The 25,142-nt window shown below is 70.1% G+C and carries 26 protein-coding genes; 14 read left to right on the top strand and 12 right to left on the bottom strand.

All coding sequences use genetic code 11. The features are described 5' to 3' along the window. Positions 1 to 8: 8 nt before the first annotated feature. Positions 9 to 557: a TetR/AcrR family transcriptional regulator gene (locus AC1ROY_RS31715; RefSeq protein ID WP_493152949.1), complete on the bottom strand. Its 549-nt coding sequence runs from the start codon at positions 555 to 557 to the stop codon at positions 9 to 11. Positions 558 to 662: 105 nt separating this feature from the next. On the opposite strand from AC1ROY_RS31715, the gene AC1ROY_RS31710 reads away from it, so the two are divergent. The 3 genes from AC1ROY_RS31710 to AC1ROY_RS31700 all read left to right on the top strand — a co-directional run bounded on the left by AC1ROY_RS31710 (position 663) and on the right by AC1ROY_RS31700 (position 3,341). Next, positions 663 to 1,826 (top strand): acetyl-CoA C-acyltransferase, encoded by a 1,164-nt coding sequence (locus AC1ROY_RS31710; RefSeq protein ID WP_493152948.1) that lies wholly within the window; start codon positions 663 to 665, stop codon positions 1,824 to 1,826. Further along, positions 1,826 to 2,752: a ketopantoate reductase family protein gene (locus AC1ROY_RS31705; protein WP_493152947.1), complete on the top strand. Its 927-nt coding sequence runs from the start codon at positions 1,826 to 1,828 to the stop codon at positions 2,750 to 2,752. The genes AC1ROY_RS31710 and AC1ROY_RS31705 overlap by 1 nt, the downstream gene beginning before the upstream one ends. A gap of 103 nt (positions 2,753 to 2,855) precedes the next feature. Further along, entirely contained in the window at positions 2,856 to 3,341 is a 486-nt protein-coding gene (locus AC1ROY_RS31700; protein WP_493152946.1) for a hypothetical protein, read from the top strand. Positions 3,342 to 3,381: 40 nt separating this feature from the next. Here AC1ROY_RS31700 and AC1ROY_RS31695 read toward each other — a convergent pair whose 3' ends face one another. Next, positions 3,382 to 3,600, bottom strand: a complete 219-nt coding sequence (locus tag AC1ROY_RS31695; RefSeq protein ID WP_493152945.1) for a hypothetical protein — start codon at positions 3,598 to 3,600, stop codon at positions 3,382 to 3,384. Positions 3,601 to 3,685: 85 nt separating this feature from the next. Beyond that, positions 3,686 to 4,099 (bottom strand): acyl-CoA thioesterase, encoded by a 414-nt coding sequence (locus AC1ROY_RS31690; RefSeq protein WP_493152944.1) that lies wholly within the window; start codon positions 4,097 to 4,099, stop codon positions 3,686 to 3,688. Between the two features lie 120 nt (positions 4,100 to 4,219). On the opposite strand from AC1ROY_RS31690, the gene AC1ROY_RS31685 reads away from it, so the two are divergent. Genes AC1ROY_RS31685 through AC1ROY_RS31665 form a run of 5 tightly spaced genes read left to right on the top strand, consistent with a single transcriptional unit; the run spans position 4,220 to position 9,471 of the window. After that, the gene (locus AC1ROY_RS31685) at positions 4,220 to 5,407 is read left to right on the top strand and encodes a M24 family metallopeptidase (RefSeq protein WP_493152943.1); all 1,188 of its coding nucleotides are present in this window, start codon (positions 4,220 to 4,222) and stop codon (positions 5,405 to 5,407) included. Continuing rightward, complete coding sequence (locus AC1ROY_RS31680) at positions 5,404 to 5,892, top strand: GAF domain-containing protein (RefSeq protein ID WP_493152942.1); 489 nt, start codon at positions 5,404 to 5,406, stop codon at positions 5,890 to 5,892. The genes AC1ROY_RS31685 and AC1ROY_RS31680 overlap by 4 nt, the downstream gene beginning before the upstream one ends. Next, positions 5,889 to 6,848, top strand: a complete 960-nt coding sequence (locus tag AC1ROY_RS31675; protein ID WP_493152941.1) for a Bug family tripartite tricarboxylate transporter substrate binding protein — start codon at positions 5,889 to 5,891, stop codon at positions 6,846 to 6,848. The genes AC1ROY_RS31680 and AC1ROY_RS31675 overlap by 4 nt, the downstream gene beginning before the upstream one ends. A gap of 5 nt (positions 6,849 to 6,853) precedes the next feature. Beyond that, entirely contained in the window at positions 6,854 to 8,488 is a 1,635-nt protein-coding gene (locus tag AC1ROY_RS31670) for a gamma-glutamyltransferase family protein (protein WP_493152940.1), read from the top strand. Then, positions 8,488 to 9,471: a Bug family tripartite tricarboxylate transporter substrate binding protein gene (locus tag AC1ROY_RS31665; RefSeq protein WP_493152939.1), complete on the top strand. Its 984-nt coding sequence runs from the start codon at positions 8,488 to 8,490 to the stop codon at positions 9,469 to 9,471. The genes AC1ROY_RS31670 and AC1ROY_RS31665 overlap by 1 nt, the downstream gene beginning before the upstream one ends. Before the next feature lie 144 nt (positions 9,472 to 9,615). Here AC1ROY_RS31665 and AC1ROY_RS31660 read toward each other — a convergent pair whose 3' ends face one another. The 7 genes from AC1ROY_RS31660 to AC1ROY_RS31630 form a co-directional block, all read right to left on the bottom strand. Further along, a complete protein-coding gene (locus AC1ROY_RS31660) occupies positions 9,616 to 10,413 on the bottom strand; it encodes a class II aldolase/adducin family protein (RefSeq protein ID WP_493152938.1) in 798 nt (265 codons plus the stop codon). 67 nt (positions 10,414 to 10,480) lie between these two features. After that, the gene (locus AC1ROY_RS31655) at positions 10,481 to 12,574 is read right to left on the bottom strand and encodes an acetate--CoA ligase family protein (RefSeq protein ID WP_493152937.1); all 2,094 of its coding nucleotides are present in this window, start codon (positions 12,572 to 12,574) and stop codon (positions 10,481 to 10,483) included. A gap of 2 nt (positions 12,575 to 12,576) precedes the next feature. Continuing rightward, positions 12,577 to 13,650, bottom strand: a complete 1,074-nt coding sequence (locus AC1ROY_RS31650) for an acyl-CoA dehydrogenase family protein (RefSeq protein WP_493152936.1) — start codon at positions 13,648 to 13,650, stop codon at positions 12,577 to 12,579. 2 nt (positions 13,651 to 13,652) lie between these two features. Then, positions 13,653 to 14,831 carry an acyl-CoA dehydrogenase family protein gene (locus AC1ROY_RS31645; protein ID WP_493152935.1) on the bottom strand — a complete coding sequence of 393 codons (1,179 nt, stop codon included), beginning with the start codon at positions 14,829 to 14,831 and terminating at the stop codon, positions 13,653 to 13,655. Between the two features lie 3 nt (positions 14,832 to 14,834). Next, on the bottom strand, positions 14,835 to 15,605 hold the full coding sequence (locus AC1ROY_RS31640) for an enoyl-CoA hydratase/isomerase family protein (protein WP_493152934.1): 771 nt from the start codon (positions 15,603 to 15,605) through the stop codon (positions 14,835 to 14,837). Between the two features lie 112 nt (positions 15,606 to 15,717). Beyond that, on the bottom strand, positions 15,718 to 16,398 hold the full coding sequence (locus AC1ROY_RS31635; RefSeq protein ID WP_493152933.1) for a TetR/AcrR family transcriptional regulator: 681 nt from the start codon (positions 16,396 to 16,398) through the stop codon (positions 15,718 to 15,720). Positions 16,399 to 16,406: 8 nt separating this feature from the next. Further along, positions 16,407 to 17,378, bottom strand: coding sequence for a Bug family tripartite tricarboxylate transporter substrate binding protein (locus AC1ROY_RS31630; protein WP_493152932.1), 972 nt, complete (start codon positions 17,376 to 17,378; stop codon positions 16,407 to 16,409). A gap of 304 nt (positions 17,379 to 17,682) precedes the next feature. On the opposite strand from AC1ROY_RS31630, the gene AC1ROY_RS31625 reads away from it, so the two are divergent. Then, complete coding sequence (locus AC1ROY_RS31625) at positions 17,683 to 19,296, top strand: ABC transporter substrate-binding protein (protein ID WP_493152931.1); 1,614 nt, start codon at positions 17,683 to 17,685, stop codon at positions 19,294 to 19,296. A 4-nt stretch (positions 19,297 to 19,300) separates the two neighbouring features. On the opposite strand, the gene AC1ROY_RS31620 is transcribed toward AC1ROY_RS31625, so the two are convergent. Then, entirely contained in the window at positions 19,301 to 20,161 is an 861-nt protein-coding gene (locus AC1ROY_RS31620; protein ID WP_493152930.1) for a TAXI family TRAP transporter solute-binding subunit, read from the bottom strand. Beyond that, on the bottom strand, positions 20,158 to 20,550 hold the full coding sequence (locus AC1ROY_RS31615) for a carboxymuconolactone decarboxylase family protein (RefSeq protein ID WP_493152929.1): 393 nt from the start codon (positions 20,548 to 20,550) through the stop codon (positions 20,158 to 20,160). The genes AC1ROY_RS31620 and AC1ROY_RS31615 overlap by 4 nt, the downstream gene beginning before the upstream one ends. Before the next feature lie 153 nt (positions 20,551 to 20,703). On the opposite strand from AC1ROY_RS31615, the gene AC1ROY_RS31610 reads away from it, so the two are divergent. From AC1ROY_RS31610 to AC1ROY_RS31590, 5 genes are read left to right on the top strand one after another with little or no spacing between them, the layout of a single operon-like run. Next, the gene (locus tag AC1ROY_RS31610) at positions 20,704 to 21,669 is read left to right on the top strand and encodes a Bug family tripartite tricarboxylate transporter substrate binding protein (protein WP_493152928.1); all 966 of its coding nucleotides are present in this window, start codon (positions 20,704 to 20,706) and stop codon (positions 21,667 to 21,669) included. Further along, a complete protein-coding gene (locus AC1ROY_RS31605) occupies positions 21,666 to 22,556 on the top strand; it encodes an amidohydrolase family protein (protein WP_493152927.1) in 891 nt (296 codons plus the stop codon). The genes AC1ROY_RS31610 and AC1ROY_RS31605 overlap by 4 nt, the downstream gene beginning before the upstream one ends. Continuing rightward, positions 22,553 to 23,422 carry an NAD(P)-dependent oxidoreductase gene (locus AC1ROY_RS31600; RefSeq protein ID WP_493152926.1) on the top strand — a complete coding sequence of 290 codons (870 nt, stop codon included), beginning with the start codon at positions 22,553 to 22,555 and terminating at the stop codon, positions 23,420 to 23,422. Before AC1ROY_RS31605 ends, AC1ROY_RS31600 begins: the two co-directional genes overlap by 4 nt. After that, on the top strand, positions 23,419 to 24,384 hold the full coding sequence (locus tag AC1ROY_RS31595) for a Gfo/Idh/MocA family protein (RefSeq protein ID WP_493152925.1): 966 nt from the start codon (positions 23,419 to 23,421) through the stop codon (positions 24,382 to 24,384). Before AC1ROY_RS31600 ends, AC1ROY_RS31595 begins: the two co-directional genes overlap by 4 nt. Next, positions 24,374 to 25,138 carry a GntR family transcriptional regulator gene (locus AC1ROY_RS31590; protein WP_493152924.1) on the top strand — a complete coding sequence of 255 codons (765 nt, stop codon included), beginning with the start codon at positions 24,374 to 24,376 and terminating at the stop codon, positions 25,136 to 25,138. Before AC1ROY_RS31595 ends, AC1ROY_RS31590 begins: the two co-directional genes overlap by 11 nt. Positions 25,139 to 25,142: the final 4 nt, after the last annotated feature.

The raw sequence follows: 25,142 nt of genomic DNA, 5'->3' as shown, positions 1-25,142 counted from the left end.
AGGCCCTCCTAGGCGTCCAGCAGCCGCGCCTTCGTCGCCGCCAGGATGCGCTCCGAGAGCGCTGGATCGTCCACCGCGCGCGCCAGCACCAGCGCGCCGACCAGCGAGGACACCGCCGCCAGCGCCTCCTCCTCGTCCGCCACGCCGCGCCGCGCCGCGAGCTTGGCGCCGACCCGGCCGAACATGGCGCGAAGTCCCTCGGTGAAGCTGCGCCGCAGCGCCGGAGCCTGCCGCGGCATCTCGGCGCAGAGGGCGGAGATGGCGCAGCCCTCGCCGATCGCCTTGCGGTGGCGCGGCGAGAGGTAATGGTCGAGGAAGCCCTCAAGGTCCTTGCCCTCGTGCTTCTCGCCGCTGTGCCGGAAGGCCTCGGTCAGCGCCTCGACGGCCAGCTGCTCCTTGGAGCCGAACTGGCTGTAGAGGCTGCCATGGGTGAGGCCCGCCGCCTCGGCCAGCGCATCCACGCCGACGCCCGAGACGCCGCGCTCGCGGAAGAGCCGGCCGGCCTCCGCCAGGATGCGCGCGCGGTTCTCGGCCGCCTTCTCCTTCGAAACCCGCATCGGCTTTTCCTTTCGCCCCACTCCTTGACAGATTTGATGACGAACGCAATCAATATCCATATTGATGGCGGTCGCCACGAAAACATCCGCCCCCGGAGGTCAGCCATGCACGAGGATCCCATCGTCATCGCCAGCGCCGTGCGCACGCCGCTGGGGAAATTCCAGGGCGGGCTCGCGGGCGTCCGCGCGCCGGAGCTCGGATCGGCCGCCATCCGCGCCGCCGTCGAGCGCGCGGGCGTCGCGCCCGACGCCGTGGACGAGGTGCTGATGGGCTGCGTTCTCCCTGCCGGCCTCAAGCAGGCCCCGGCCCGCCAGGCAGCGCGCGGCGCCGGCCTGCCGGACGCGACCGGCGCCACCACGATCAACAAGGTCTGCGGCTCCGGCATGAAGGCGGTGATGCTGGGGCACGACCTGCTGCGCGTGGGCTCGGCGGGGATCGTGGTCGCCGGCGGCATGGAGAGCATGTCGGGCGCGCCCTACCTGCTCGATAAGGCGCGCAGCGGCTACCGCGCCGGCCATGCCATGATGTACGACCACATGATCCTGGACGGGCTGGAGGACGCCTACGAGACCGGCCGCTCCATGGGCAGCTTCGGCGAGGCGACAGCCGAGCGCTACCAGTTCTCGCGCGGCCAGCAGGACGTCTATGCCATGGAGACGCTGCGCCGCGCCAAGGAGGCCGTGACGTCAGGCGCCTTCGCCAGCCAGGTGGTCGCCGTCGGCGAGGTGGCGCAGGACGAGATCCCCCAGAAGCTCTCGCCCGAGCGCATCCCGACGCTGAAGCCCGCCTTCTCCAAGGACGGCACCGTCACCGCCGCCAGCAGCAGCGCCAATGCCGACGGCGCGGCCGCGCTGGTGCTGACGACGCTCTCCAACGCCGAGAAGCAGGGCCTGCCGGTCCTGGCGAAGATCCTCGGCCACGCGACGCACAGCCAGGCTCCGGAATGGTTCACCACCGCCCCCGCCCCGGCCATCCGCAAGCTGCTGGACCGCGTGGGCTGGGAGGCCGGCGAGGTGGACCTCTTCGAGATCAACGAGGCCTTCGCCGTCGTCACCATGGCCGCGATGCACGACCTCGGCCTGCCGCACGAGAAGGTGAACGTGCATGGCGGCGCCTGCGCGCTGGGCCATCCCATCGGCGCGACGGGCGCGCGGCTCATCGTGACGCTGCTGCACGCGCTCCAGGAACGCGGGCAGCGCAAGGGCGTCGCGGCCCTGTGCATCGGCGGCGGCGAGGCGACCGCGGTCGCCATCGAGACGGTGCACTGATGCGCATCCTGATCCTCGGCGCCGGCGCGATCGGCGGCTATTACGGGATGCACCTGGCCCGGGCCGGCGCGGACGTGACCTTCCTCGTGCGCCCGAAGCGCGCGGAGATCCTGGCGCGCGACGGGCTCGTCGTGCACAGCCGCGGCGAGGTGCTGCAGCGCAGGATCCCGACGGTTCTCGCCGAGGAGGTCCGCGCGCCCTACGACCTCGTCTTCCTGACCTGCAAGGCCTTCGACCTCGACGGCGCGATGGATGCCATCGCCCCCGCGGTCGGCGCCGGCACGGCCGTGCTGCCCATCCTCAACGGCATGGCGCATTTCGACGCGCTGGACGCCCGCTTCGGCGCGGAGCGCGTGCTGGGCGGCGTCTGCTACATCGCGACCTCGCTCGCCGCCGACGGCTCCATCCGCCACACGAGCCCGAACGACACCATCCTCTTCGGCGACCGCGAAGGCCGGGATTCGCCGCGCGCGCAGGAGCTCGCCCAGGCCTTCGCGGGCACCAGGGTGAACGCCACGGCGACGAAGGAGATCGTCCAGGCGCTCTGGGAGAAATGGGCGATGATCGCGGCCGGCGCCGGCCTCACCTCGCTGATGCGCGCGACGGTCGGCGAGATCATGGCGACCTCTACCGGCCTCGCCACCGCCGAGGGGATCATGGCCGAGACGCGCGGCATCGTGACCGCGCTGGGCCATGCGCCGCGCCAGCCTTCCCTGGACCAGGTGAACAGGCAGCTCACCGATCCCGCCTCGCGCTGGGCCGCCTCGATGATGCGTGACATCGAGCAGAGCGTGCCGCGGCTGGAGGTGGACCACATCATCGGCGACCTGATCCGCCGCGGCACGGAAGCCGGCGTCCAGGCCCCGCTGCTCAGCGCGGTGAACGCGCAGCTGCAGATCTACAACACGCGCCACGCCGGCCACTGACCTGCAACTGTCGGTGGCGTTCTCCTCCGAATCCGGGAAGGATGAAGAGCAACGGGATGCAGCCATCCCCGGACCGGCCGCACCGCCTACAGGAGACTCATTCATGGCCTTCGATCTGGTGACCATCCACACCGCCCTCAGCTTCATCGCCATCGCGGCGGGCGTGGTGGTGGTCTACGAGCTGCTGCGCGCAGGCACGACGCCCTTCTGGACCGTGCTGTTCCTCGCCACCGCGATCCTGACGAGCGCGACCGGCTACCTCTTCCCCTTCAGCGGCGTGCTGCCCTCGCACATCGTCGGCGGCATCGCGCTGCTCGTGCTCGCGGTGGTGCTGGCCGCGCGCTACGCCTTCGGCCTCGGCGGCGGCTGGCGGAAGGCGGACGCCGTCGGCATGGTGGCGAGCCTCTACTTCCTGGTCTTCGTGCTGGTGGCGCAGGCCTTCGCGAAGATCCCGGCGCTGAACGTCCTGGCGCCGACCCAGTCGGAGCCGCCCTTCGCCATCGCGCAGGTGGTGGTGCTGGTCCTCTTCGTGTGGCTCGGCATCCGCGCAACGCGGAGCGCGGGCCGCCTCTCGCGCGCGATGGCCTGAGCGGCCGCGCTCCGGACGTCGCCGTCCGGAGCGATGAGCCTCAGTAGCCGCCGCCGCCCGAGCCGGGCATCGTCGAGACGCCGGTATCGAGCGGGTTGAAGTTGACCGGCACCGGCTGGCCGCCGGGCCGGGCCAGCTCCGCGGCGTCGCGGGAGGCCCCGGTGGAGACGGGGCGGTCCCGCAGGGCCTCGCTCGGCGGCGGGGCGGCGCAGGCCGCGACGCCGGCCATGAGCGACATCATCGTGAACAGGCGGATCATCTGGGTGTTTCCTTGGCTTCCGGTGGAGGCGGCAGGCAACCACGCCTCCTTCGCCGGAACTGTCCCGAAGGTAACACCCCGAACATCAGGGCGATGAATTCTGCGGGGGCGTTTCCTGAGGGGGCACCGGCCGCGGCTTTCCGTTCTCGTCCACCGCAACGAAGGTGAACTCCGCCTGGGTGACCTTCACCCGGTCGCCGATCCGCTGCCGCAGCACCCAGGCCTCGATGTCGAAGGTGATGGAGGTCCGCCCGACCCGTGCGAGCTGGGTGTAGACACAGACCACGTCGCCCACCTTCACCGGCTGGATGAAGACCATGGTGGAGGCGGCCACCGTGACCACGCGGCCCTGCGCGACCCCCGCGGCCGCGATGCCGCCCGCCGCGTCCATCTGGGCCATGACCCAGCCGCCGAAGATGTCGCCGGCGGGGTTGGTGTCGGCGGGCATGGCGAGCTGACGGATCTGCAGCTCGCCGCGCGGCTTGGGGGTTTCGTTCATGTCAGGCTCCTGTCCGCCTGATGTCGCCCGTCGGGAGGGCGGCGGCAAGGCCGGCATGACGCATGCCGGCCGCCATGCCATCGTCCCGGGAGATCCATCCGAATCCACGGGACCCGTCCGATGACCCTCAGCACCGCCGTCCGCGACCATCGCCTCGCCCTCATGCGCGAGCTGATGGACCGGGAGGGCTATGACGCGCTCGCCTTCACCGGAGCCGATTTCTTCCAGTTCGCCACCAATTTCGCCACCGACGTGCAGCCCTGGGAGCGGCCGATCCTCTGCATCGTGCCGCGCGACGGCGAGCCCTTCGCAGTCCTGTGCGAGCTCTCGACCAACCACTGGCGCTTCGGGCTGGAGGCCCAGAAGCTCTGGGTGACCGATACGGAGTTCTACGCCGAGCATCCGCGCCTCGCGAACCGGCTGCCGCTGGTGACGGAATGGCCGCAACTCGTCGCCGACCGGCTGCGCCGCGCGGGGCTCGCCAAGGCGCGGATCGGCGCGGATGCCGCGGGCGGCATGCTGGCCCGCGCCACGGCGCTGCTGCCGCATTTGAAGCTCGAAGGCGCCACCGCCGGCTGCCGGCAGTTGCGCTGGGTGAAGCATCCGGAGGAGCTGCAGCTGCTGCGCGAGATCGCCGCCCTCACCGACTGGGTGCAGGACCAATATCGGGAGAACATCCGCCCCGGCCGGCTGGTGCAGGAGCTCGACATGTCCATGGCCGCGAGGCTCGCCGAGGAATCCGCGAACCGCTTCCCGGGCCAGCACCTCGAGATCATGCGCTGCTGGACGCTCTCCGGCCCGGCAAGCTGCGCGCCGCATGGCGACGGGCGCTCCTCCGGCCAACGGATCGAGAAGGGCGACGGTCTCGTGAACATCGTCATCCCCCGCGTGAACGGGCTGGTGGTGGAGAACGAGCGCACCTGGTTCTGCGGCAGGCCCACGGAGCGGCAGGCCTTCCTCTTCGAGACGGCGCGCGCGGCCAACGAGGCGGCCTGCGAGGCGGCCATCACCGGCAAGCCCGTCAGCGGCATCGACGCAGCGGCCCAGGCGGTGATCGAGAAGGCCGGGGTCGCCGATCTGATCCTGCACCGCACCGGCCACGGCATGGGCACGATGGGTCACGAGTTCCCCGAGGACATGGCCTTCAACCACCGCCCGCTGCTGGAGAACGAGGTCTATTCGGCCGAGCCCGGCCTGTACCAATGGGGCCTGGGCGGCTTCCGGCACGACGACACGGTGATCGTGGGCGCGGCGCCCGAGGTGATCACGCACTCGCCCAAGACCCTCGCCTCGCAGACCATCCTGTGAATCTGGAGGGCGTCGCGCAGGCTCTGGCCGCTCCGGGGCAGCCAGAGGCGGGGCTGGCGGCGATCGAAGCGGCGGCGGGGGAGCTGGTGGGCCATCGGCTCTTCACCGTGCTGGTGCTGGACCATGCGCGCGGCGTGAACCGGCGCTTTCACTCCAGCCGGCCGGCGGAATACCCGGTCGGCGGGTACAAGCCCATCGACCGGACCAGCGAGTTTTTCGCCCGCGTGGTCGAAGCGGGGGAGGCGCGCTTCTGCCGCGACCGCGCCGACATCGTCCGCGCTTTCTTCGACCACGAGATCATCTTCGCCCTCGGCTGCGAGGGCGCAGTGAACGTGCCGGTGCGCTGGGACGGACAGACCCTCGGCGCCCTGAACCTGCTGGATGCGGCCGGTCATTATCAGGAGGCGCAGCTGCCCGTCCTGAACGTCTTGGCGGCGCTGGCCGTCGCCCCCATCCTGCGCATCCTCAAAGGACCCGCACCATGACTTACCCCATCGCGCGCCGGGCGGCCGCGCTCCTCCTCGCCGCGCCGGCCATCGCCCGGGCGCAGGAGACGGCTCTCCGCATCATCATCCCGCAGCCGCCGGGCGGCGCCACCGACGTGCTCGCCCGCCTGCTCACCGAGCCGCTCGCGCGCGAGCTCGGCCGCAGCGTCGTCATCGACAACCGGCCGGGCGCGAACGGCATCGTCTCCATCAACGCGCTGAAGCAGTCGCGGCCCGACGGCAACACCATGCTGCTGGGCGGCGTCTCGATCTTCAGCTTCAACCCGAACCTCTTCGCGAACCTGCCCTACGATCCCTGGCGCGACTTCTCCTGGATCGCGCCCATCGCCGACACGCCCTACGCGATCATCGTGGGCCGCCGCACGGGGATCACGAGCATGCAGCAATATGTGGAGCGCGCCCGCGCGGAGCCGGAGCGCATCACCTTCGGCAGCGCGGGCATCGGCAACTCCACGCATATCGGCATGGAGATGGTGGCCGAGCGCGCGAACATCCGCCTCACCCACGTCCCCTTCGCCGGCTCGGCGCCGGCGCTGACGGCGATCATCGCGGGCGATGTCGACGGCATGTTCACGCCGCTCGGCAGCGCCTTGCAGGCCGCTGAGGCCGGGCAGGTCGTGCCGCTGGTGACCCTGGGGCGCGAGCGCTCGCCTGCATTGCCCAACACGCCCACGCTGGCTGAGGCCGGGCTCGGGAACATCACCCTCCCCGGCTGGTACGCCTTCGTTGGCCCGGCCGGCATGCCGCAAGCCATCGTGGGCCGGCTGAATGCTGCCACGCGCGCCGTGGTGGACAGCGCGGCCGTGACCCAGAAGCTGCGGGAGGTCGTGCTGGAGCCGGTCTCGGGCAGCGCTGAAGCCATCCAGGACCGGGCGAAGACGGAGAGCGCCGAGATCGCGGCCTTCATCCGCCGCCGCGGCATCAAGGCGGAGTGAAAAGCATGGCCCGTCCCGAACGCCGCATCCCCGCCCCGCGCGCCATGATCGCGGCACCGCAGCCCGAGGCGGTGGAGGCCGGCACCGCCATCCTCGCCGCCGGCGGCAATGCCCTCGACGCCGCGCTCGCCTGCGCGCTGACTCAGGGCGTCGTCGACCCCATGATGTGCGGCATCGGCGGGCTCGGCGTACTGCACATCCTCGATCCGAAGACGGGCGACCATCTCGTCATCAACGGGCTCTCCACCTGCCCTGGCGCCTGTACGGAGATGATGTGGGCCAATGCCTTCGAGCGCGAATGCTCCGACGGCTACGGCTATGTGCTCACCGGCCACGTGAACGAGCTCGGACACGGCGCGGTGACGACGCCGGGCATCCTGCGCGTCTTCGCCGAGGCGCATCGCCGCTGGGGCAGCAAGCCCTGGGCCCAGCTTTTCGATCCCGCCATCGCGATCGCCAACGAGGGCTGGCTGGTGCGCCCGCACGTCGCCACCATGTTCGCGCTGGACGAGGCGGGCTATGGCCGCCTGCCCTATCGGGACAAGCTGGCCTTCACCGAGGACGGCAAGCGCCTTTACCTGCGTCCGGACGGATCGCCGAAGCGCGTGGGCGACTCTGTGCGCAACCCCGACCTGGCCGCGACGCTGGGCATCCTCGCCCGCGAAGGCGCCGAGGATTTCTACACCGGCAGCATCGCGCGCAAGATCGTCGCGGACATGGAGACGCATGGCGGGCTGCTCTCCGCCGCCGACCTCGCGGGCATGGCGCCGGAGATCGGGCCGCCGCTGACCATCGACTATCGCGGCCGCACCATCGCCGTGCCGGCCCCGCCGGCAGGCGGCATCATGGTGGCCGAGATGCTGCGCATCCTCGAGCGCTTCGACCTGCCGTCCCTCGGCCACAACAGCGCCGGGTACCTGCGCGTGGTGGCGGAGGCGATGAAGGTCGCCGGCCGCGACAAGGACCTCCACATCGGCGATCCGCGCTTCGTGCCACCGCCGCTGGAGCGGCTTCTCTCGGACGCCTATGCGGACGAGCGCGCCGCCGCGATCCTGGCAGGGGAAAAGTACCATCTGCCGCGCACGGAATCCGATTCCAAGCACACCACCACCATCTCCTGCGTGGACGGCAACGGCATGGTCGTCTCCATGACGCACACGCTGGGCGTGCCCTCGGGCGTCATCCCGCCCGGCACGGGCTTCATGCTGAACGGCGCCATGAACTGGTGCGATCCACGGCCGGGCCGCGCCGGCTCCATCGCCCCGGGCAAGCGGCGCTTCTCCTCGATGACGCCGAGCATCATCCTGGAGGGCACGGAGGCCGTGGCGACCCTGGGCGCGCCGGGCGGCGCGTGGATTCCCATCGCGGTGGCCCAGGTGATCGTGAACCTGCTTGATTTCGGCATGGGCATGCAGGAGGCGATCTCCGCACCGCGCTTCAGCGCGACCAGCGATGCGATCGATATCGGCAACCGCATTCCGCGCGCGGTTCAGCGCGAGGTCGAGGCCATGGGCTACGAGGTGAAGCGCACCGCCGCCACCTTCCCCTTTGCCGGCGTGCACGGGATCACGATGTGGGACGGCCGCCTCGAAGGCGGCGCGGACCCGCAGCGCGACGGTCTCGCGGCGGGGGTGGCGTGATGCTGAAGCGCCGCGCCCTCGGGCTGCTGCCGGCAGCCCTGGCCACGCCGGCCCTGGCGCAGGCCCAATCTCAGGCCCCCTGGCCGCAGGCCGGGCCGATCCGCTTCGTCGTGCCCTTCGCGCCGGGCGGCACCACCGACATCATCGCGCGCATCGTCACGGCGGAGATGTCGCGCCGGATCGGCCAGAGCATCGTCGTCGAGAACCGTCCTGGCGGCGGGGCGATGGTCGGCACCGGCCAGGTCGCGCGCGCCGCGCCCGACGGCTACACGCTGGTGCTCTCCGTCATCAGCTCCATGATCGTCGGCAAGGTGCTGCAGGGCGACCGCGCGGGCTGGGACCCGGACCGCGACTTCGCCCATGTCGCGATGGTGATGAGCACGCCCTACCTCATCCTCATGCGGCCGGACCTGCCGATCCGCAGCGTCGCCGAGCTGGTCGAGGCGGTGAAGCGCGAGCCGGACCGGTACTCCTACGGCACTTCAGGGATCGGCTCGATGCCGCATCTGGTGATGGTGCGCTTCCTCCAGGCGGCAGGGCTGAGCATGACGCACGTGCCCTATCGCGGCTCGGCGCAGGCGGTGTCGGACGTGATCGGCGGCACGCTGCCCATGATGATCGACAGCCTGACGGCGGCGAGCACGAACATCCGCAGCAACGCGCTGCGACCGCTGGCGCACAGCTGGCCGGAGCGCGTGCCCAGCTTCCCGGATATCCCGACCTTCGTGGAGCTGGGATACCCCTCACTGGTGGTGGATGGCTGGTCGGGCATCGCGGCGCCGGCGCGCACGCCGCGGCCGATCCTGGAACGGCTGGCGGCGGCTGCGCGGGACTCGCTGCAATCGCCGGACCTGCTGCGGCGCTACGCAGAATCGGCGACGGCGCCGGGGCGCGTCTTTCTGGATGACGCGCAGCAGTATGTGCGGGACGAGCTGGCGGCGTGGACGCCGATCATCCGGGCGTCCGGGGCTTCGATGGATTGAGGGGGCTTTGCCCCCTCAAACTCCCCCACCAAGAAAACTCAGTTTCTTGGATCTTCGATCAGTTAAAGGGTCCAGGGCATAAAGCCCTGGCGGGGGTTGGCCGCGAAGCGGAGACAACGCTGGGAGGGGCGGAGCCCCTCTCAGTCACGTGAGCAGATCCGGCTCTTCCGACGTGATCTTGTCCCACAGCGGATAGAAATTCAGGATTCCGCCCTTCTCGTTGCCGATCTGCGTCGCCGTCAGCTCCGCGATCTCCGGCCGGATCAGCTGCGGCGTGCCTGCCGCCTCAGCGAGCAGCTGCGCCCGTGCGCAATTGTCCATGGCGATGAAGCGCCAGGCCGCCGCCTCGACCGTCTGGCCCACCGTCAGCAGCCCATGGTTCTTCAGGATCGCCGCCTTGTTCGGGCCGAGAGCCTGCGCGATGCGCTGGCCCTCCTCCTCTTCCAGCACGACGCCGGTGAAGTCGTCGAAGAGCGCGTGCGACTGGTAGAACTCGCAGGAATCCTGCGTCAGCGGATCCAGCAGCTTCCCGAGCGTCGAGAAGGCCTTGCCATGCGTCGAATGCGTGTGCGCGGCGGCGATCACATCCGGCCGCGCCGCATGGATCGCCGAATGGATCGCGAAAGCCGCGCGGTTCACCGCATGGGAACCCTCGACCACCTCGCCGTCATCATTCACCAGGATCAGGTCCGAGACGCGGATGCGGCCGAAATGGAAGCCGAGCGGGTTGACCCAGAAATGGTCCAGCCGCTCCGGGTCGCGCGCCGTGACATGGCCGGCGAGGCCCTGGTCGTAGCCGTTGCGCGCGAAGAGGCGGAAGGTCGCCGCCAGCATCTGCTTCCGGTGCAGGCGCTCCTCCTCGATCGTCCGCACAGGCGGGCCGTCGCGGAGGAGGGAGAGAAAATCCTGGCCGTAGCGGTCGGGCGTGCTGATCTGGTTCATCGGGGCTGCGCCTTTCGGATGCGGGAGCAATCCTGACGGAGGTGTCTCGCATCCGCAACATGCGATGTCAGTGGCCGGCGGATTCTCCGCGCAGGGCCACCAGGGCGTCGAGGGCGTAGGCACCCTCCTGCCGCACCAGGAAGGGATTGATCTCGACGCTCTCGATGACGTCCTGCTGCGCCACGGCCAGTTCGGAGACGGCGACGAGGGCCTTCACCAGCGCGGCCTTGTCCATCGGCGGACGGCCGCGGAAGCTGTCGAGCAGCTTAGCACCCTTCACAGCGGCAATGAGCTGTTCGGCGCGCTCGGGCGTCAGCGGCGCGGTGGCGAAGGCCACGTCGTTGAACAGCTCCACCGAAACGCCGCCCAGGCCGAACATGACCATGGGGCCGAAGACCGGGTCGCGCTGCACGCCGATGATGGTCTCGACGCCGCCGGAGACCATCGGCGCGACGAGCACGCCGTCCAGCTTCGCCTGCGGCTTCTTTTCGCCCGCACGACGGAACAGCTCGTCGAAGCCGGCGGCGACTGCCGCGGCATCCGCGACATTCAGCAGCACGCCGCCGACCTCCGTCTTGTGCGGGATGTCGTCGGACAGAATTTTCAGCACCACCGGGAAGCCCATCGAGGTCGCCGCCGCAGCCGCTTCAGCGGCCGTGGCGCAGGCCCTCTCCGGCAGCACCGGCACGCCTGATTGCGCCAGCAGCTCCTTTGCCGCCGCCTCGTTCCTCGAGGCCAGCACGATCGGCGGGCCCTTCGCGAGTTCCGGCGCCGCAACGGCCGCTGCCTGCAGCTCGCGCACGAAGGTCGCGCCCGCGATGGCGCGGATGGCACGCGACGGGTCCTCGAAGACGGGGATGCCGGCCGCTTCCAGCTTCAGGCGGATTTCGTCGACATGCGTCATGACGGCGACGACCAGCCGGTCCGGCGCGGCCTTGCGCAGCTCCGTCAGCGCCTTCTCCAGCGGCGGGAAGCGCCGCAGGTCGCGGCCGAGATGCGCGAGGTAGAAGACGAAGGAGCCGAGCTCCGCTCCGCCCAGCATCGCCTGACTGATGCTCTCGAAGATATGCATGCGGCCGTTGAGCTGCGCCGTCGTGTCGATCGGGTTGCGGCCACCGGCGGGCGGCTGGATCTCGCGGATCGTCGCCAGCACCTCGTCCGACATGGCCGGGACCTTCAGCCCGGCATTCACACCGCCATCGGCCATCAGCACGCCGAGACCGCCCGAGACGCTCAGGATACCCACGCCGCGCGACGGCGGCAGCGGGGCGATCGAGCAGACATAGGCGATGTCGATCATCTCCTCGATCGACTGCGCACGGATGGCGCCGCATTCGCGGAACACCGTGTCGATGATCCGGTCCTCGCCGGCCAGCGAGCCCGTGTGGGTCGCCGCGGCCGCGGCGCCCTCCTCCGTGCTGCCGACCTTCATGATGATGACCGGCTTCTTCGCGGCAGCGGCCTTCAGCAGAGCGCGGCGCAGACCGGCGCCGTCCTTGCAGCCCTCCAACGAGGCGCAGATGACCGCCGTGCCAGGATCGTCGGCCAGGTAATCGATGCAGGTGGCAACGTCGATGTCGGCCTCGTTGCCCGTCGCGATGGCGCGGCTGATGCCGACGCCCCGGAAGCCGGCCACGGCGTAGATGTGCGAGCCATACGCGCCGCTCTGCGTGGCCACGCCGACCGTCCCGGGACCAGGCCGTGCGGTGGCGAGCAGGCTCGAGAAGGTGGCGAAATAGGCATCCGGCGGGCTGATGCTGCCGAGCGCGTTGGGCCCCGTGATGCGCAGGCCGTGCCGCTTCACGATGTCGACGAGCTCCGCCTGCATGGCGATGCCCTCGCCGCCCTCCTCCGCGAAGCCGGAGGACAGCACCTGCACGAGCTTGATGCCCTTCTGGCCGCATTCCTCCAGCGCCTTCGCGACGAGCTTCGCGGGCAGGACCATGATCGCCGTGTCCGGGACCTCGGGCAGGTCGAGCACGCTGGGATAGGCGGGTAGCCCCTGCACCTCCTTCGCCGTCACGTTGATGGGGTAGATCTTCCCCTGGAAGCCCAGCTCCTTGATGTGCCAGAGCGCGCGGCCGCCCAGCTTCTCGGGATCGGCCGAGGCGCCGATCACCGCGACCGAGCGCGGCCGGAACATCTTTTCCAGATTGTGCATGTTCAGCCTTCCTGGTCCGCGAGCAGGCGCGACGCGTGGAACACGCGATTGCCGTATTCGAACTCGGCCATCATGAGTCTCTTGCAGAGCCGGTTGGCCGGCAGCTCCTCCGTCATGCCCATGCCGCCATGGCACTGGATGGCGGATTCCGCGGCGGCGCGCCCGGCCTCGCCGAGGCGCAGCTTGGCGAAGGCAATGGCCTGCCAGGCCCCCTCGCCCGACTGCGCCGCGCGCAGCGCACGGGCCACGATGCCGCGGAGGTTCTCGTACTCGACATACATGTCGGCGACGCGATGGCGCAGCGCCTGGTAGGTCGCGAGCGGCTGGCCGAACTGCACGCGGTTCAGCAGGTACTGGATGGTCTGCTCGACCAGCGCGCCCATCGCCGAGACGCCCTCGATACAGGTGAGCAGCGCGCCGATGTCGCGCGCGGCGTCGGCGCGCTCCAGCACCTCGGGGCCACGCGCGATGATCCATTCGGGCTGGACGGCAACATGGCCGAAGTGGAAATCGGCGGCGAGGCGCCAGTCGATGCGGAGGAAGGTCGCGGTCTGGATGCCGGCGGTGTCGGCGGGAACCAGGAGCAGCAGGGGCTCGTCGCCGTCGACGACCACCGCGAGATGCGTCGGGTTCGGCGGCGTCTCCACGCCGACGGCGTCGCCGTCGAGGGTCGCCCCCGCCTTCGGCGCCTTGCCGTCCGCATCGCGCGAGACTCCCGGCAGGATGGCGGCCACACGCGCGGCCCCGCTCGCCACATCGGCGAGGATGGGATGGCCCGAGAGCAAGGTCGGCACCACGCCGCAACTTCCGGCGACCGGCAGCGCCAGCGCGGCGCGCCCGGCGCCGGCGGCCATCGCCGCGAGGTCGGAGAGATCGCCGCCGGCGCCGCCCTGCTCCTCCGGGATGGCCGTTGCCATCCAGCCGAGCTCGGCGATGGCGTTCCAGTGCCTGCCGATGCAGGCGGCCTGCGCGGGGGCCTCGGCGATGGAGGCCAGTTCCTCGCCTGCATCCACCGCGAAGCGGGAGGCCATGTCGTACATCTCGCCGGAGACGATCGGCTTGGTTTCAAAACCCATTTTCAGATTCCGAACAGCTGCTTGGCGATGACGTTCTTCTGCACCTCGCTGCTACCGCCGTAGATCGTGCGCACGCGGGCGTACATGTAGTTCTGCACCCATTCGATGCCGGGCGCCTCGGCATTCGCCCCCTCGCCGTCGATGCGCGCGAAGCGCGGCGCGAGGCGCTCGCCGACCGCATCCAACGCGACCTGGCTGATGGTCTGCATGGTCACTGATGTGCTGAGCTTGATGACGGCCGGCATCAGCCCGAGCGAGCGCCCGGCGATGACGGCCTCCACCGATTCCCGCCCGAGCTCGGACGCACCGAGCAGCTCGGCCTCGGCCAGCAGCAGCTTGTGCTGCAGCAGGTCGCGTTCGGCACGGCGGGTCTCGCCGGTCAGCTCCTTGCCGACGAGGTCGCGCACGCGCGCCAGCGCCATGCGGTGCGGAGCGATGTTCGCGTTGCCCAGCCGCTCGCGCTCCAGCAGGAATTTTCCGTAGGTCCAGCCCTGCCCTTCCTCGCCGATCCGGTTGGCGACAGGCACGCGGACATCGTCGAGGAACACCTCGTTCACGTGATGCCAGCCGTCGATCGTACGGATCGGTCGGATGGTGATGCCGGAAGAGTTCAGCGGGATCAGCAGCAGGCTGATGCCCTGCTGCTTCTTCGGCTCCTTCGAGGTGCGGACCAGCGTGTACATCCAGTCCGACTCATGCGCGTGCGAGGTCCAGGTCTTCTGGCCCTCCACGATGTACTCGTCGCCCTCGCGCCGCGCCGAAGTGCGCAGCGAGGCGAGGTCCGAGCCCGCGCCCGGCTCGGAATAGCCCTGGCACCACCAGTCCGTGCCGTTCAGGATACCGGGCAGGAAGCGGTCCTGCTGCTCCTTGTTGCCGAACTCGATGATGACGGGACCGAGGTGCCTGAGACCGTGATGGTATTGCGGCGGGCAATCGCACTCGGCCATCACCTCGTCGAAGATGACGCGCTGGCGCGTGTCCCAGCCGGTGCCGCCGAACTCCCTCGGCCAGTTCGGCGCGCCCCAGCCATGCTCGAACAGGATCTTCTGCCAGGGATACCAGATCTTCCGCGACAGCTTGCGGTAGCTCGCCACCACCGCGCGAATCTCCGGCGGGCAGTTCTGCAGCGCGAAGTCGCGCACCTCCGCGCGGAAGGCCTCGTAGTCGATGGTGGCGCTCATACCTCAGCGGCCCTTGAAGTTCGGCTTGCGCTTCTCGAGCTGGGCCATGCGGGCCTCCTTCGCGTCCTCCGTCTTGGAGAGCTCGTAGGTGAAGTTCTGCTCGAAGCGATACGCGTCCTTCGGCGACATCAGCTCGACGAAATTGCAGCTGTTCTTCGCGTATTTGATGCCGAGCGGGCTCTTGGAGGCGATGCGCGCAGCCATCTTCAGCGCCTCGGGCAGCAGCTGGTCCTGCGGCCAGATGCTGTCGATGATGCCCTGGCGATACAGCTCGGCGGAGGGGATGCGGTCGCCGGTGAACATGAGCCGGCGCGTCCAGGACTTGCCGAACATCTCGCGGATCATGGCCGCGCCGCCGGCCAGGCCGACGTCGATCTCCGGCATGCCGAAGACCGCATTCTCCGAGGCCATCATGATGTCGCAGGCGGCCATCAGGCCGAAGCCCGCGCCCAGCGCCGTGCCGTTCACCGCGGCGATGACGGGCTTGGTGCACTCCTTGATCGAGTTGCCCAGCTCGCGGGTGGTGCGGTTGTGGTGCCAGTACTGGCCGGGGACGTTCGGATCCGGGCGCTGCTTGAGGTCGGCGCCGGCGCAGAAGATGCCGCCCTGTGCGGTCAGCACGACGACCCGGACATCTTCGCGGTCTGTCGCCGCATCGAAGATCTCGATGAGCCGGTCCTTCATCTCGGCATTGACCGCATTCACCGGCGGGCGGTTCAGCGTCGCGACGCCGATATAGTCGGACACTTCGAATTTCACGGTGTCAGATGACATGCTCTTGGTTCCCTCCGCCACGCGATGGCTGCTGGCCGGCATTCGACCGACCGATCGGTCGGGAAGCTAGGCCGGCCAGCAGCCGCGCGCAACCCACCCTCAATCCTTATATTCAGCGCTTCCGTGGCGCGGGCGCGCGGATGCCGTCCACGATCATGTCGCAGAACTGGTCGGCCACGTCGGAGGCGGTCAGCGGTCCGTCGGGGTCGTACCAGCGCGCCATCCAGTTGATGCTGCCGAGCACGAAGCGCCCAGCCATCCGCACGTCGGCCACCTTGATCTCGCCGGATTCCACGCCTGCCTGCAGGATGTCGCGCAGCAGCTGCTCGTAGCGGTCGCGCCAGCCGATGCGCTCCTTGCGGGAGCGCGCCTTGGGGTCGCTCCAGAAGGCGGTCGAGCCGGCGATCCAGGCCCAGCGGAACTTCTCGAAGAAAACGGCGGTCTCGATCAGGAAGACGCGCAGGCGGTCGAGCGGCGGCTTCGAGGGATCGTCGTGCTTCTGGACATGCACGAAGATCGACTTCGTCGTGCCCATCGCCAGCGGGCGCAGGATGGAATCCTTGTCCGGGAAATAATGGTACAGCGTGGCCTTGGAGATGCCGCACTCGGCGGCGATGTCGCGCATCGACACGCCGTCGAAGCCGCGCTGGGCGAAGAGCCGGCAGGCCACCTGGAAGATCTGCACGATCCTCCCCTGCAGCGGGTTGCCGGCGGCGTCGAGTTCCAGGATGTCGGCGAGATCGTCCATGCCCCGCGATGACACGCCGCCCGGCCGCTCCGCAAGCCTCTCCATGCGGCCCCTCACCCCGCGGTGATGCCGGCCCGGCGGATCACCGGACCCCACTTCGCCACCTCGGAGCGCAGGATGTCCGCCAGGCCCTCCGGCGTGCTGGAGGCCGGCGGGCTGCTGCCGGAATCCCGCATGCGCTGCCCGAGGCCCGGATCGGCGAGCACCTTCACGAAGGCGGCGTTGAGCCGATCGATGATCGGCCGCGGCGTGCCGGAACGGACGCAGACATAGTTCACGACGCCGACGTCGAAGCCCGGCACGGTCTCGGCGATGGTAGGCACGTCCGGCAGCTCGGCGAAGCGCTCCAGGCTCGTCACCGCGACGGGGCGGAGGTTGCCCGCCTGGATCTGCGGAATCATGACGCCATAGGTGTCGATGGACATGGTGACGCGGCCCGAGGCCACGTCCTGCACGGCCTGCGAGGTGCCGCGATAGGGCACATGCGTCATGCGCACGCCGGTCATCATGCAAAGCAGCTCGCCCGAGAGGTGGCTGCCGGCGCCGTTGCCCGCGCTGGCGAAGGTGAGCTCGCCGGGCCGCGCGCGGGCGAGGGCCAGCAGCTCCGACATGGTGCGCGCCGGCACGTCCTTGTGGACGGCCAGCAGATAGGCGCCACGGGTCAGCAGGCTGACGGGGGAAAAGTCCTTGTCCGAATCATAGGGCAGGTTCGGCATCAGGAAGCGGTTGGTGATGAGCGGACCGGGCGTGCCGTAGAGCAGCGTGTAGCCGTCGGCCGGCGAGGTCGCGACATTGGCGGTGCCGATGGTGCCGCCCGCGCCGCCGCGGTTCTCGATGATGATGCTCTGGCCGAGCTCGGCGCCCAGCGGCTCGACCAGGAAGCGCGCCGTGATGTCGGCGCCGCCGCCGGGGACGAAGGGGACGACCATGCGGATAGGCCGGTTCGGGTAGTCCGCCTGGGCGCGCGCCGCCGTCGCCAGGAAGGGCGCCGCCAGGACACCCGATATTGCGGCGCGGCGTGACACGCCGCCGCCGGCCGGCAAAGATGATAAGGATGCGGTCGTGCCGCGGTCGGATCTCGTCATGGGAGCGTTTCCTGTCCCGAGCCGCCGCCTCTGCGGACGACGGCGAAGTTCGCACCGCTGACCGGACGGTCGGTCGGTTTCTCATCCGAGCATATGTCGCAATGCGTGCCTTCGCAATCGGGTCTTCGCGTCTTGCGTCGGGGCTCTCTCCAGCCTAGTTTCCGGGCCGATCGACCGGTCGGTCGGTCGATCACGGATTGGTTATAATCAATGCGCCGAACCGGCGCGCGGGAGGGAATTTTCCATGCGGAATCTCGTTGGCCGGTCCTTCGTCCGCCGGGCGCTGCTCGGCGCCGCCGCCGGCCTGGCCTGCACGGCCGGCGCGCTCGTAGGCGCCGCCGGCGCCAGGGCGCAGACGCTCACCATGGGCGTGGGCTCGCCCATCTCCTCGCTCGATCCGCACTACCACCAGCTCCGCTCCAACGGCGAGATCGCGCAGGCGATCTTCGACACGCTGACCGAGACCGACCCGCATGCGCGCATCCACCCCCGCATGGCCGAGAGCTGGCGCGCGCTCGGCACCGAGGGCTGGGAGTTCCGGCTGCGCGAGGGCGTCCGCTTCCACGACGGCACCCCCTTCACCGCCGACGACATCGCCTTCACGCTGGAGCGCATCCCGACCGTCACCGGCCCCGGCGCCTCCTATTCGGGGCTCATCCGTCCCGTGAACCGCGTGGAGGTGGTGGATGACCGCACGATCCGCCTCTACACCAGCGGCCCCTCGCCGCTGCTGCCGACCTATCTCAGCCAGGTCGTGATGCTGAGCCGGAAGATCCACACCGGCGCCACCACGGCCGACTTCAACAGCGGCCGTGTCGCCGTCGGCACGGGGCCCTTCCGCCTCGTCTCCTACACGAACAACGACCGCATCGTGTTGGCGCGCAACGAGCAATACTGGGGCGAGAAGCCCCATTGGGCCGAGGTGAACTACCGCATCATCACCAACGACACCGCGCGCACCGCGGCGCTGCTGGCCGGCGACGTGGACTTCATCGATCAGGTGCCGACCAGCGATATCGGCCGCATGCGGCGCGACAGCCGCTTCCGCGTCGCCGAGACGACGAGCCTGCGCACCATGTACCTTACGCTCGACGGCGTGCGCGCGCCGCCCGTGCCGGCGCTGGCCTCCAGCACGGGCGCGGCGCTGGACCGCAACCCGCTGGCCGATGTGCGCGTGCGGCGCGCGCTCTCGCTCGCGATCGACCGGCGGATGATCCAGGACCGCGTGATGGAGAACTCGGCGCTCGCCACCGCACAGTTCATGCCGCCGGACAGCTTCAGCTACGTGCCCGACCTGCCGGTGCCGGCCGCCGACCCTGATACGGCGCGCCGCCTACTGGCCGAGGCCGGCTACCCGCAGGGCTTCTCGCTCACGCTCGCCGGCTCGAACGACCGCTACATGAACGATGCGCGCGTGGTGCAGGCGATCGGGCAGATGTGGACGCGCATCGGCATCCGCACGACCATCGAGGCGCAGCCCTACGCCACCTTCATCGGCCGCGCGTCGCGGCGCGAGGCGCCGGCGAACCTGCTGAGCTGGGGCAATTCCACCGGCGAGGTTTCCGTCCTCCTGAACTCGGTGCTGCGCACGGTGAATCGCGAGCGCGGGCACGGCTCGTCGAACCGGATCCAATACTCGAACCCAGCGCTGGACGGGCTGATCGGCCAGGCCGAGGTGGAGCTCGACGACGCGAAGCGCGAGGCGCTGCTGCAGCAGGCGACGCGCCTCGTGCTGGAGGACTATCCGATCGTGCCGCTCTACCTGCAGAACGCGATCTGGGCGATGCGCTCCAACATCACCTACGAGGCGCGGTCGGATGAGCGGAACGACCCGGCGACGGTGCGGCCGGCAAGGTAATTCGCTACGCCTTCAGAAACTTCCGCACGCCCGGATGGATCATCGCCGCCGAAGCCGCCGCGGCCAGCGTGTTCTCCCCCGTCGTCTCCGAGGCCTGCGGCAGCCGCCTCGCGATATCCTCGCGCGCCGCATGCAGCGCCTGCGCGAGGCGATGGCCCGCCTCCTCGTCCAGCTCCGGCCGCGCCAGCACCAGGCTCCAGGTGCCGACGGACGGGATCGCCGCCTCCTGCCCGGCATAGCTTCCGGCCGGCAGGGACATGGGCTGCAGCGTCGAGTCCGCCTTCATGATCTGTGCACATTCCGCCGGGCTCGGCGGCAGGAAGCGGATACCATGCTCGCCCTTGGCCACGCCCGCGAAGCCCGGCCATCCCGCGCCGCCGCCCCAGAGCGCCGCGACGCGCCCGTCCAGCACCATGGCCGGCCCGTCGCCCGCCTTGTCGAGCAGGATCGCGTTGAAATCGCGATCGATGTCCAGGCCGAGGCCGGCCATCACCTGCCGCGCCAGCACGACGAAGCCGGAGCCCTTCGCGCCCCAGGCGATGGTCTTGCCGCGCAGCTCCTCGATCGTCCGTTCCGGCGCGTCGCCGCGCAGCGCGAACATGCCGGGCGTCGCGTACATCGCCGTCAGGATGGTGATGCCCTTGCCGTTGTTGAGCGCCGTGGTCGCCGTCTCGCCCGCGACGAGGCCGAGATCCACGGAACCCTCGGCCAGCAGGTTCACGTTCTCGAGGCTGCCCTTGGTGTTCCGGCACTCCACCGTGATCGAGGGATCGGCGGCCATGATGGCGCCCGCGAAGGCGTCGCCATAGGCGGGAAAGCCGCCGCCGGGGGTCGCGGTGGCGAGGGTGACGGTGAGTTGGCTCACTTGGCGGACTCCAGCATCTCGGCGGCGATGGTGTGGGTGTGGATCGCCGCCGGCACGCCGCAATACATCGCGACGAGCAGCAGCACGCCCTGGATCTGCGCCGCCGTGCAGCCATTGGCGATGGCGCCCTTCATGTGCACCTTGAACTCCTCGGTCCGGTCGGAGGCGGCGGTGATGCCGAGCATCACCAGGCTGCGCATCTCGGGCGAGAGCCCGTCGCGGCTCCAGATATCGCCATAGACATAGGCGTTGATGATGTTCTGAAGTGGCGCTCCGAATTCCCCGGCCGCCTTCATGCGCGCCTCGACGCCGGCCTCGCCGAACATGGCCTTGCGCAGGGCCAGGCCCCGCTCGCGCAAGTCGCGGACCGCCAGATCGTCGAGCTCCATCAACCCCTCCCTTTATCCGGATAAAGCTCCGGGCTTCCCCATCTATAGGCGCAGAAATATGTCGACGGGAAGGGTTGCGCGCCAGCTCAAATATCCGGATATTTATCTGCGAGGCCGGACCAACCGGCCCCGTCATCAAAGGGAAGATTCGCCATGCGCCGGGCCCTGCGCCGCCTCCTGCTGCCCATCCTGTGCCTGCTCGGAGGGGTGTTCCCCGCCACCGCGCAGGACTACCCGACCCGCCCGCTGCGGATGGTCGTCCCCTTCCCGGCCGGTGCCGGGCCGGACCTCGTCGCGCGCCTGGTCGCCGAGCACCTGCGGGAAAATCTCGGCCAGCCGGTGGTGATCGACAACCGGCCGGGCGCGCTCGGCAGCATCGGCGCGCTGGAGATCGCGCGCGCGGCGCCGGACGGACACACGCTCGGCATCATCACCAACAGCACGCATGCCTCGAACGTCTCGATGTTCCGGCGGCTGGCCTACGACCCGATCACCGACTTTGCCCTGATCGGCCGTGCGATCACGACGGCGATGGTGCTGCTGGTGCGACCGGAGTTCCCGGCGCGGACCTTCCCGGAATTCCTGGAATATGCGCGCCGCAACCCGAACACCATGTCCGGCGGCTACGGCTCCGGCGCGGCGCAGATGTCGCTGGCGCGGCTGCGGAGCGCGGGCGGCGTGATGGCCGAGCCGGTGCCCTATCGCGGCGTGCCGCTCGCCGTGGCGGATGTGATCCAGGGCAGCCTGACCTTCTCGTTGGCCGACTACGCCATCTCGCTGCAGCAGATGCAGGCCAATGTGCTGCGCGGCCTGGCCGTGACGGGAAGCACGCGCAGCGAGCTCATGCCCGACCTGCCCGCCATGGCCGAGTTCCTGCCAGGCTTCGACGTGACGATCTGGTACGGCTTCGCCGCACCGGCGCGCACGCCGCAGCCGATCGTGGACCGGCTGGCTACGCTGGTCTCCGGCTATTTCTCGCTGCCGCAGACGCGCACGCGCATGGCGGAGATCGGCCTCAGCACCGCACCGCAGACGCCGGCGGAGTTCCAGGACTTCATCCGCGCCGAGATCGTGAAGTGGACGGCGGCCGCGCGCGAGGCGGGGATCGAACCGCAGTGACGGATCAGCCGATCGTCGATGCGCATCATCACATCTGGCGGCTGGATGCGGTGCCCTGGCTCAAGGGGCCGCAGGTGCCGCGCATCTTCGGCGACTACGGGCCACTGCGGCGCGACCATCTCATCGACGAGTACCTGGAGAACTGCCGCGCCCAGGGCGTGGTGAAATCGGTCTTCATCCAGATCAACGTGGCACCGGACGCCGAGGTGGAGGAGGTCGCCTGGGCGCAATCGGTGGCGGATATCGACGGCTTCCCGCATGGCATCGTGGGCTACGCGAACCTCGCCGCGCCGGATATCGGCGAGGTGCTGGATCGGCAGGGCGCCTTCGCCAACCTGCGCGGCGTCCGGCAGCAGTTGCACTGGCACGAGACGCCGCTCTACCGATTTGCGCAAAGCCCGACGCTGATGAAGGAACCGGCCTGGCTGGCGGGGCTGGCGGAGCTCGGCCGCCGCGGCCTCTCCTTCGACCTGCAGGTCTTCACCAGCCAGATGGCCGACGCGGCGGAGCTGGCGCGCGCGCATCCGGAAACGACCTTCATCCTCCAGCACGCCGGCATGCTGGAGGATCGCAGCGCCGAAGGCTGGGAATCCTGGCGCGCGGGCATGCGGCAGCTCGCGACCTGCCCGAACGTCGTGTCCAAGCTCTCCGGCCTCGGCACCTTCGAGCACGCCTGCTCGGTCGAGCTTTGGAAGCCCGTGACCCAGGAGACGCTGGAGATCTTTTCGCCGGCACGCTGCCTCTTCGGCAGCAACTGGCCGATCGAGACGCTCTGGACCGACTACGCCGCCATCATCGCCACCACGCGAGAATGCCTCGTCGGCCTCACCCGCGAGGAGCGCGCGGCGGTGCTGCATGACAACGCGCTGCGGGTGTACCGGCTGTGACGGTCGGGATCGTCGGCCTCGGCTTCGTCGGCATGGCGCTCGCCGAGCGCCTGCTGGAGGCCGGCGAGGAGGTGATGGGCCTGGACCCCGATCCCGCCCGCGGCGCGCTGCTCGCGTCGCAGGGCGGTCATGTCGCGTCCTCGCTCGTGCAGATGGCGCGCGCCTGTGCGGCCGCGATCGTCGCGGTGTACAGCGCCGAGCAGGTCGAAGAGGTGCTGTTCGGCACCGAAGGCCTGACGGAAGGCGCGGACCGGCTGACCTGCCTCTGCGTCACCACCTGCACGCCCGATCGCGCCGCCGCCGTCGCGCGGCGCATGGCCCAGGGCGGCCACGCGTTCATCGAGTTTCCGATCTCCGGCACCAGCGCGCAGATCCGCCGCGGCGAGGCGACGGGCCTCGTGGCCGGCGACATCGAGGCGCGCGCGGAGCATGCCGCACTGCTCGCCGCCCTCTGCCCGCAGCTTCTGGAATTCGGCCCGGCCGGCGACGCCGCCCGCGCCAAGCTCGGCATCAACCTCGTGCTGCAGCTCAACCGCGCCGCCCTGGCCGAGGGGCTCGCCTTCGCCGAGGCGCTGGGGCTGGAGCCCGCCGTCTTCCTGACCGCGCTGCGGCGCAGCGCCGCCGCCTCCGCCGTGATGGCGGGCAAGGGCCCGAAGATGGCCGCGCGTGACTTCCGGCCCGAATCCCGCATCGCCCAGTCGCTCAAGGACGCCGACATGATTCTCGAAACGGCCCGCTCATCCGGCCAGGAGCTGCCGCTGATGGCGGCGCAGCGCGAGCTGCTGCGCCACGCGGTCGCGCTCGTCGGCGGCGACCTGGACAGCTCGGCGGTGATCGAGGCGATCCGGCCCGGGCGGCCCACGTGATCGAGGCCGCGATCTTCGGCCTCGGGCGGTGGGGCCGGGCGCTGGTGGAGGCCTCGGGCGGCGGGCTGCGCTTCACGCGGGCGATCGACCCGGAGATGGCGCCGGCCGCCGATTTCGCCGCGAAGCACGGGCTGCGGCCTTCGACCCAGGCGGAGGTTCTGGCCGATCCGTCCATCCGAGCCGTCGTGCTGGCGACGCCGCATTCGCTGCACCGGGCCCAGGTGGAGGCCGCGGCCGCCGCCGGCAAGGCCGTCTTCTGCGAGAAGCCGCTGGCGCTCAACACCGTCGATGCCCGCGCCATGCTGGATGCCTGCCGCCAGGCCGGCGTGCCGATGGCGGTCGGCCACAACCGGCGCTTCTGGCCCGCGATCAAGGCCCTGCGCGGCATGATCGCCGAGGGCTCGCTGGGCCAGCTCCTGCACATCGAGGGCCACAACAGCAACCTCAATTCCGACGCGGTGACGGTCGGATGGCGCGTTTCGCCCGGCGAATCGCCCGGCGGCGGCATGACCGGCGCCGGGCTGCACGCGCTGGACGCCTGCATCGGCCTCTTCGGCCCGGTGCGGCGCGTGACGGCGCGGCTCATGGAGCATCCGCCCGCGCCGGCGCCGCGCGATTCCATCTCCGTCATCCTGGAATTCGCGAACGGCACGAGCGGGATGATGGCCACGATCCGCGCCACGCCCTTCTTCTGGCGCGTGCATGTCTTCGGCACCGCAGGCTCGGCCGAGGTGCTGGGCGAGACGGAGATGGTGGTGCGCCGCGCCAATGCCGGGCCCGAGCGCATCACCTTCCCGCCCGAGGATTCGCTGCGCGCGGAGCTGGACGCCTTCGCGGCCCAGGTGGAGCACGGCGCGCCGCCGGCCATCGCCGAGCGTGACGTGCTCGCCACCATGATCGGCTTCGAGGCCGTGGTAAGGTCGCTCGATGCCGGAATCCCGATCGACTGCGATGAGCCCTAGGCGGATCGAAGATCCGTCCGCGAAGCCCCTCCCCCGCTACCGCGAGGTCGCGGCCGAGCTGACGGAGGAGATCCGCCGCGGCGTCTACCCGCCCGGCGCGCTGCTGCCCACCGAGGTGGAGCTTGGGCTGCGCTTCGCCGCCGGGCGGCACACGGTGCGCGATGCGCTGCGCATCGTCTCCGAGCAGGGGCTGATCAAGCGGCGCGCCGGCCTAGGCTCCGTGGTGATGGCGAGCGAGCCGCCGGCACATTTCCACCATAGCGTGACCTCGCTGTCGGAATGGCTGCGCTATCCGACGGAGACCTGGCGCGAGACCCAGCGCTCCGCCGAGATCGCGGCCGACCGGACGCTCGCGGCGCTGCTGAAATGCGAGCCGGGCAAGCATTGGTTCCGCATCTCCTCCATCCGCCGCGGGCTGGGAATGACGACGCCGCTCGCCTGGACCGAGATCTACGTGCTGCCCAAATACGCGGCGGTGGAGACGCGCCCCGACCACGGCCGCGCGCCCGTGCATGAGCAGGTCGCAAAGATGTTCGGCGAGGCGATCGAGCATGCGGAGTTGGACATCTTCGTCAGCCGCATCCCGGCCGATCTTTCGGAAGCGCTCGAAGCGGAGGCGGACTCCCCTGCCCTCACCGTCGTCCGCCGCTACTATGGCGCGCGCAGCGGCTTGTTCGAGATTACCGTCACCACACATCCCGAGGGTCGCTACACCTACAGCATGGAACTGAGTCGCGCGCCGGGCGTTTCCTGAGCTT

This window comes from Roseococcus sp. GW821-FHT12F05 (assembly GCF_058806835.1).
This window is presented reverse-complemented; position numbering and strand designations above follow the sequence as displayed.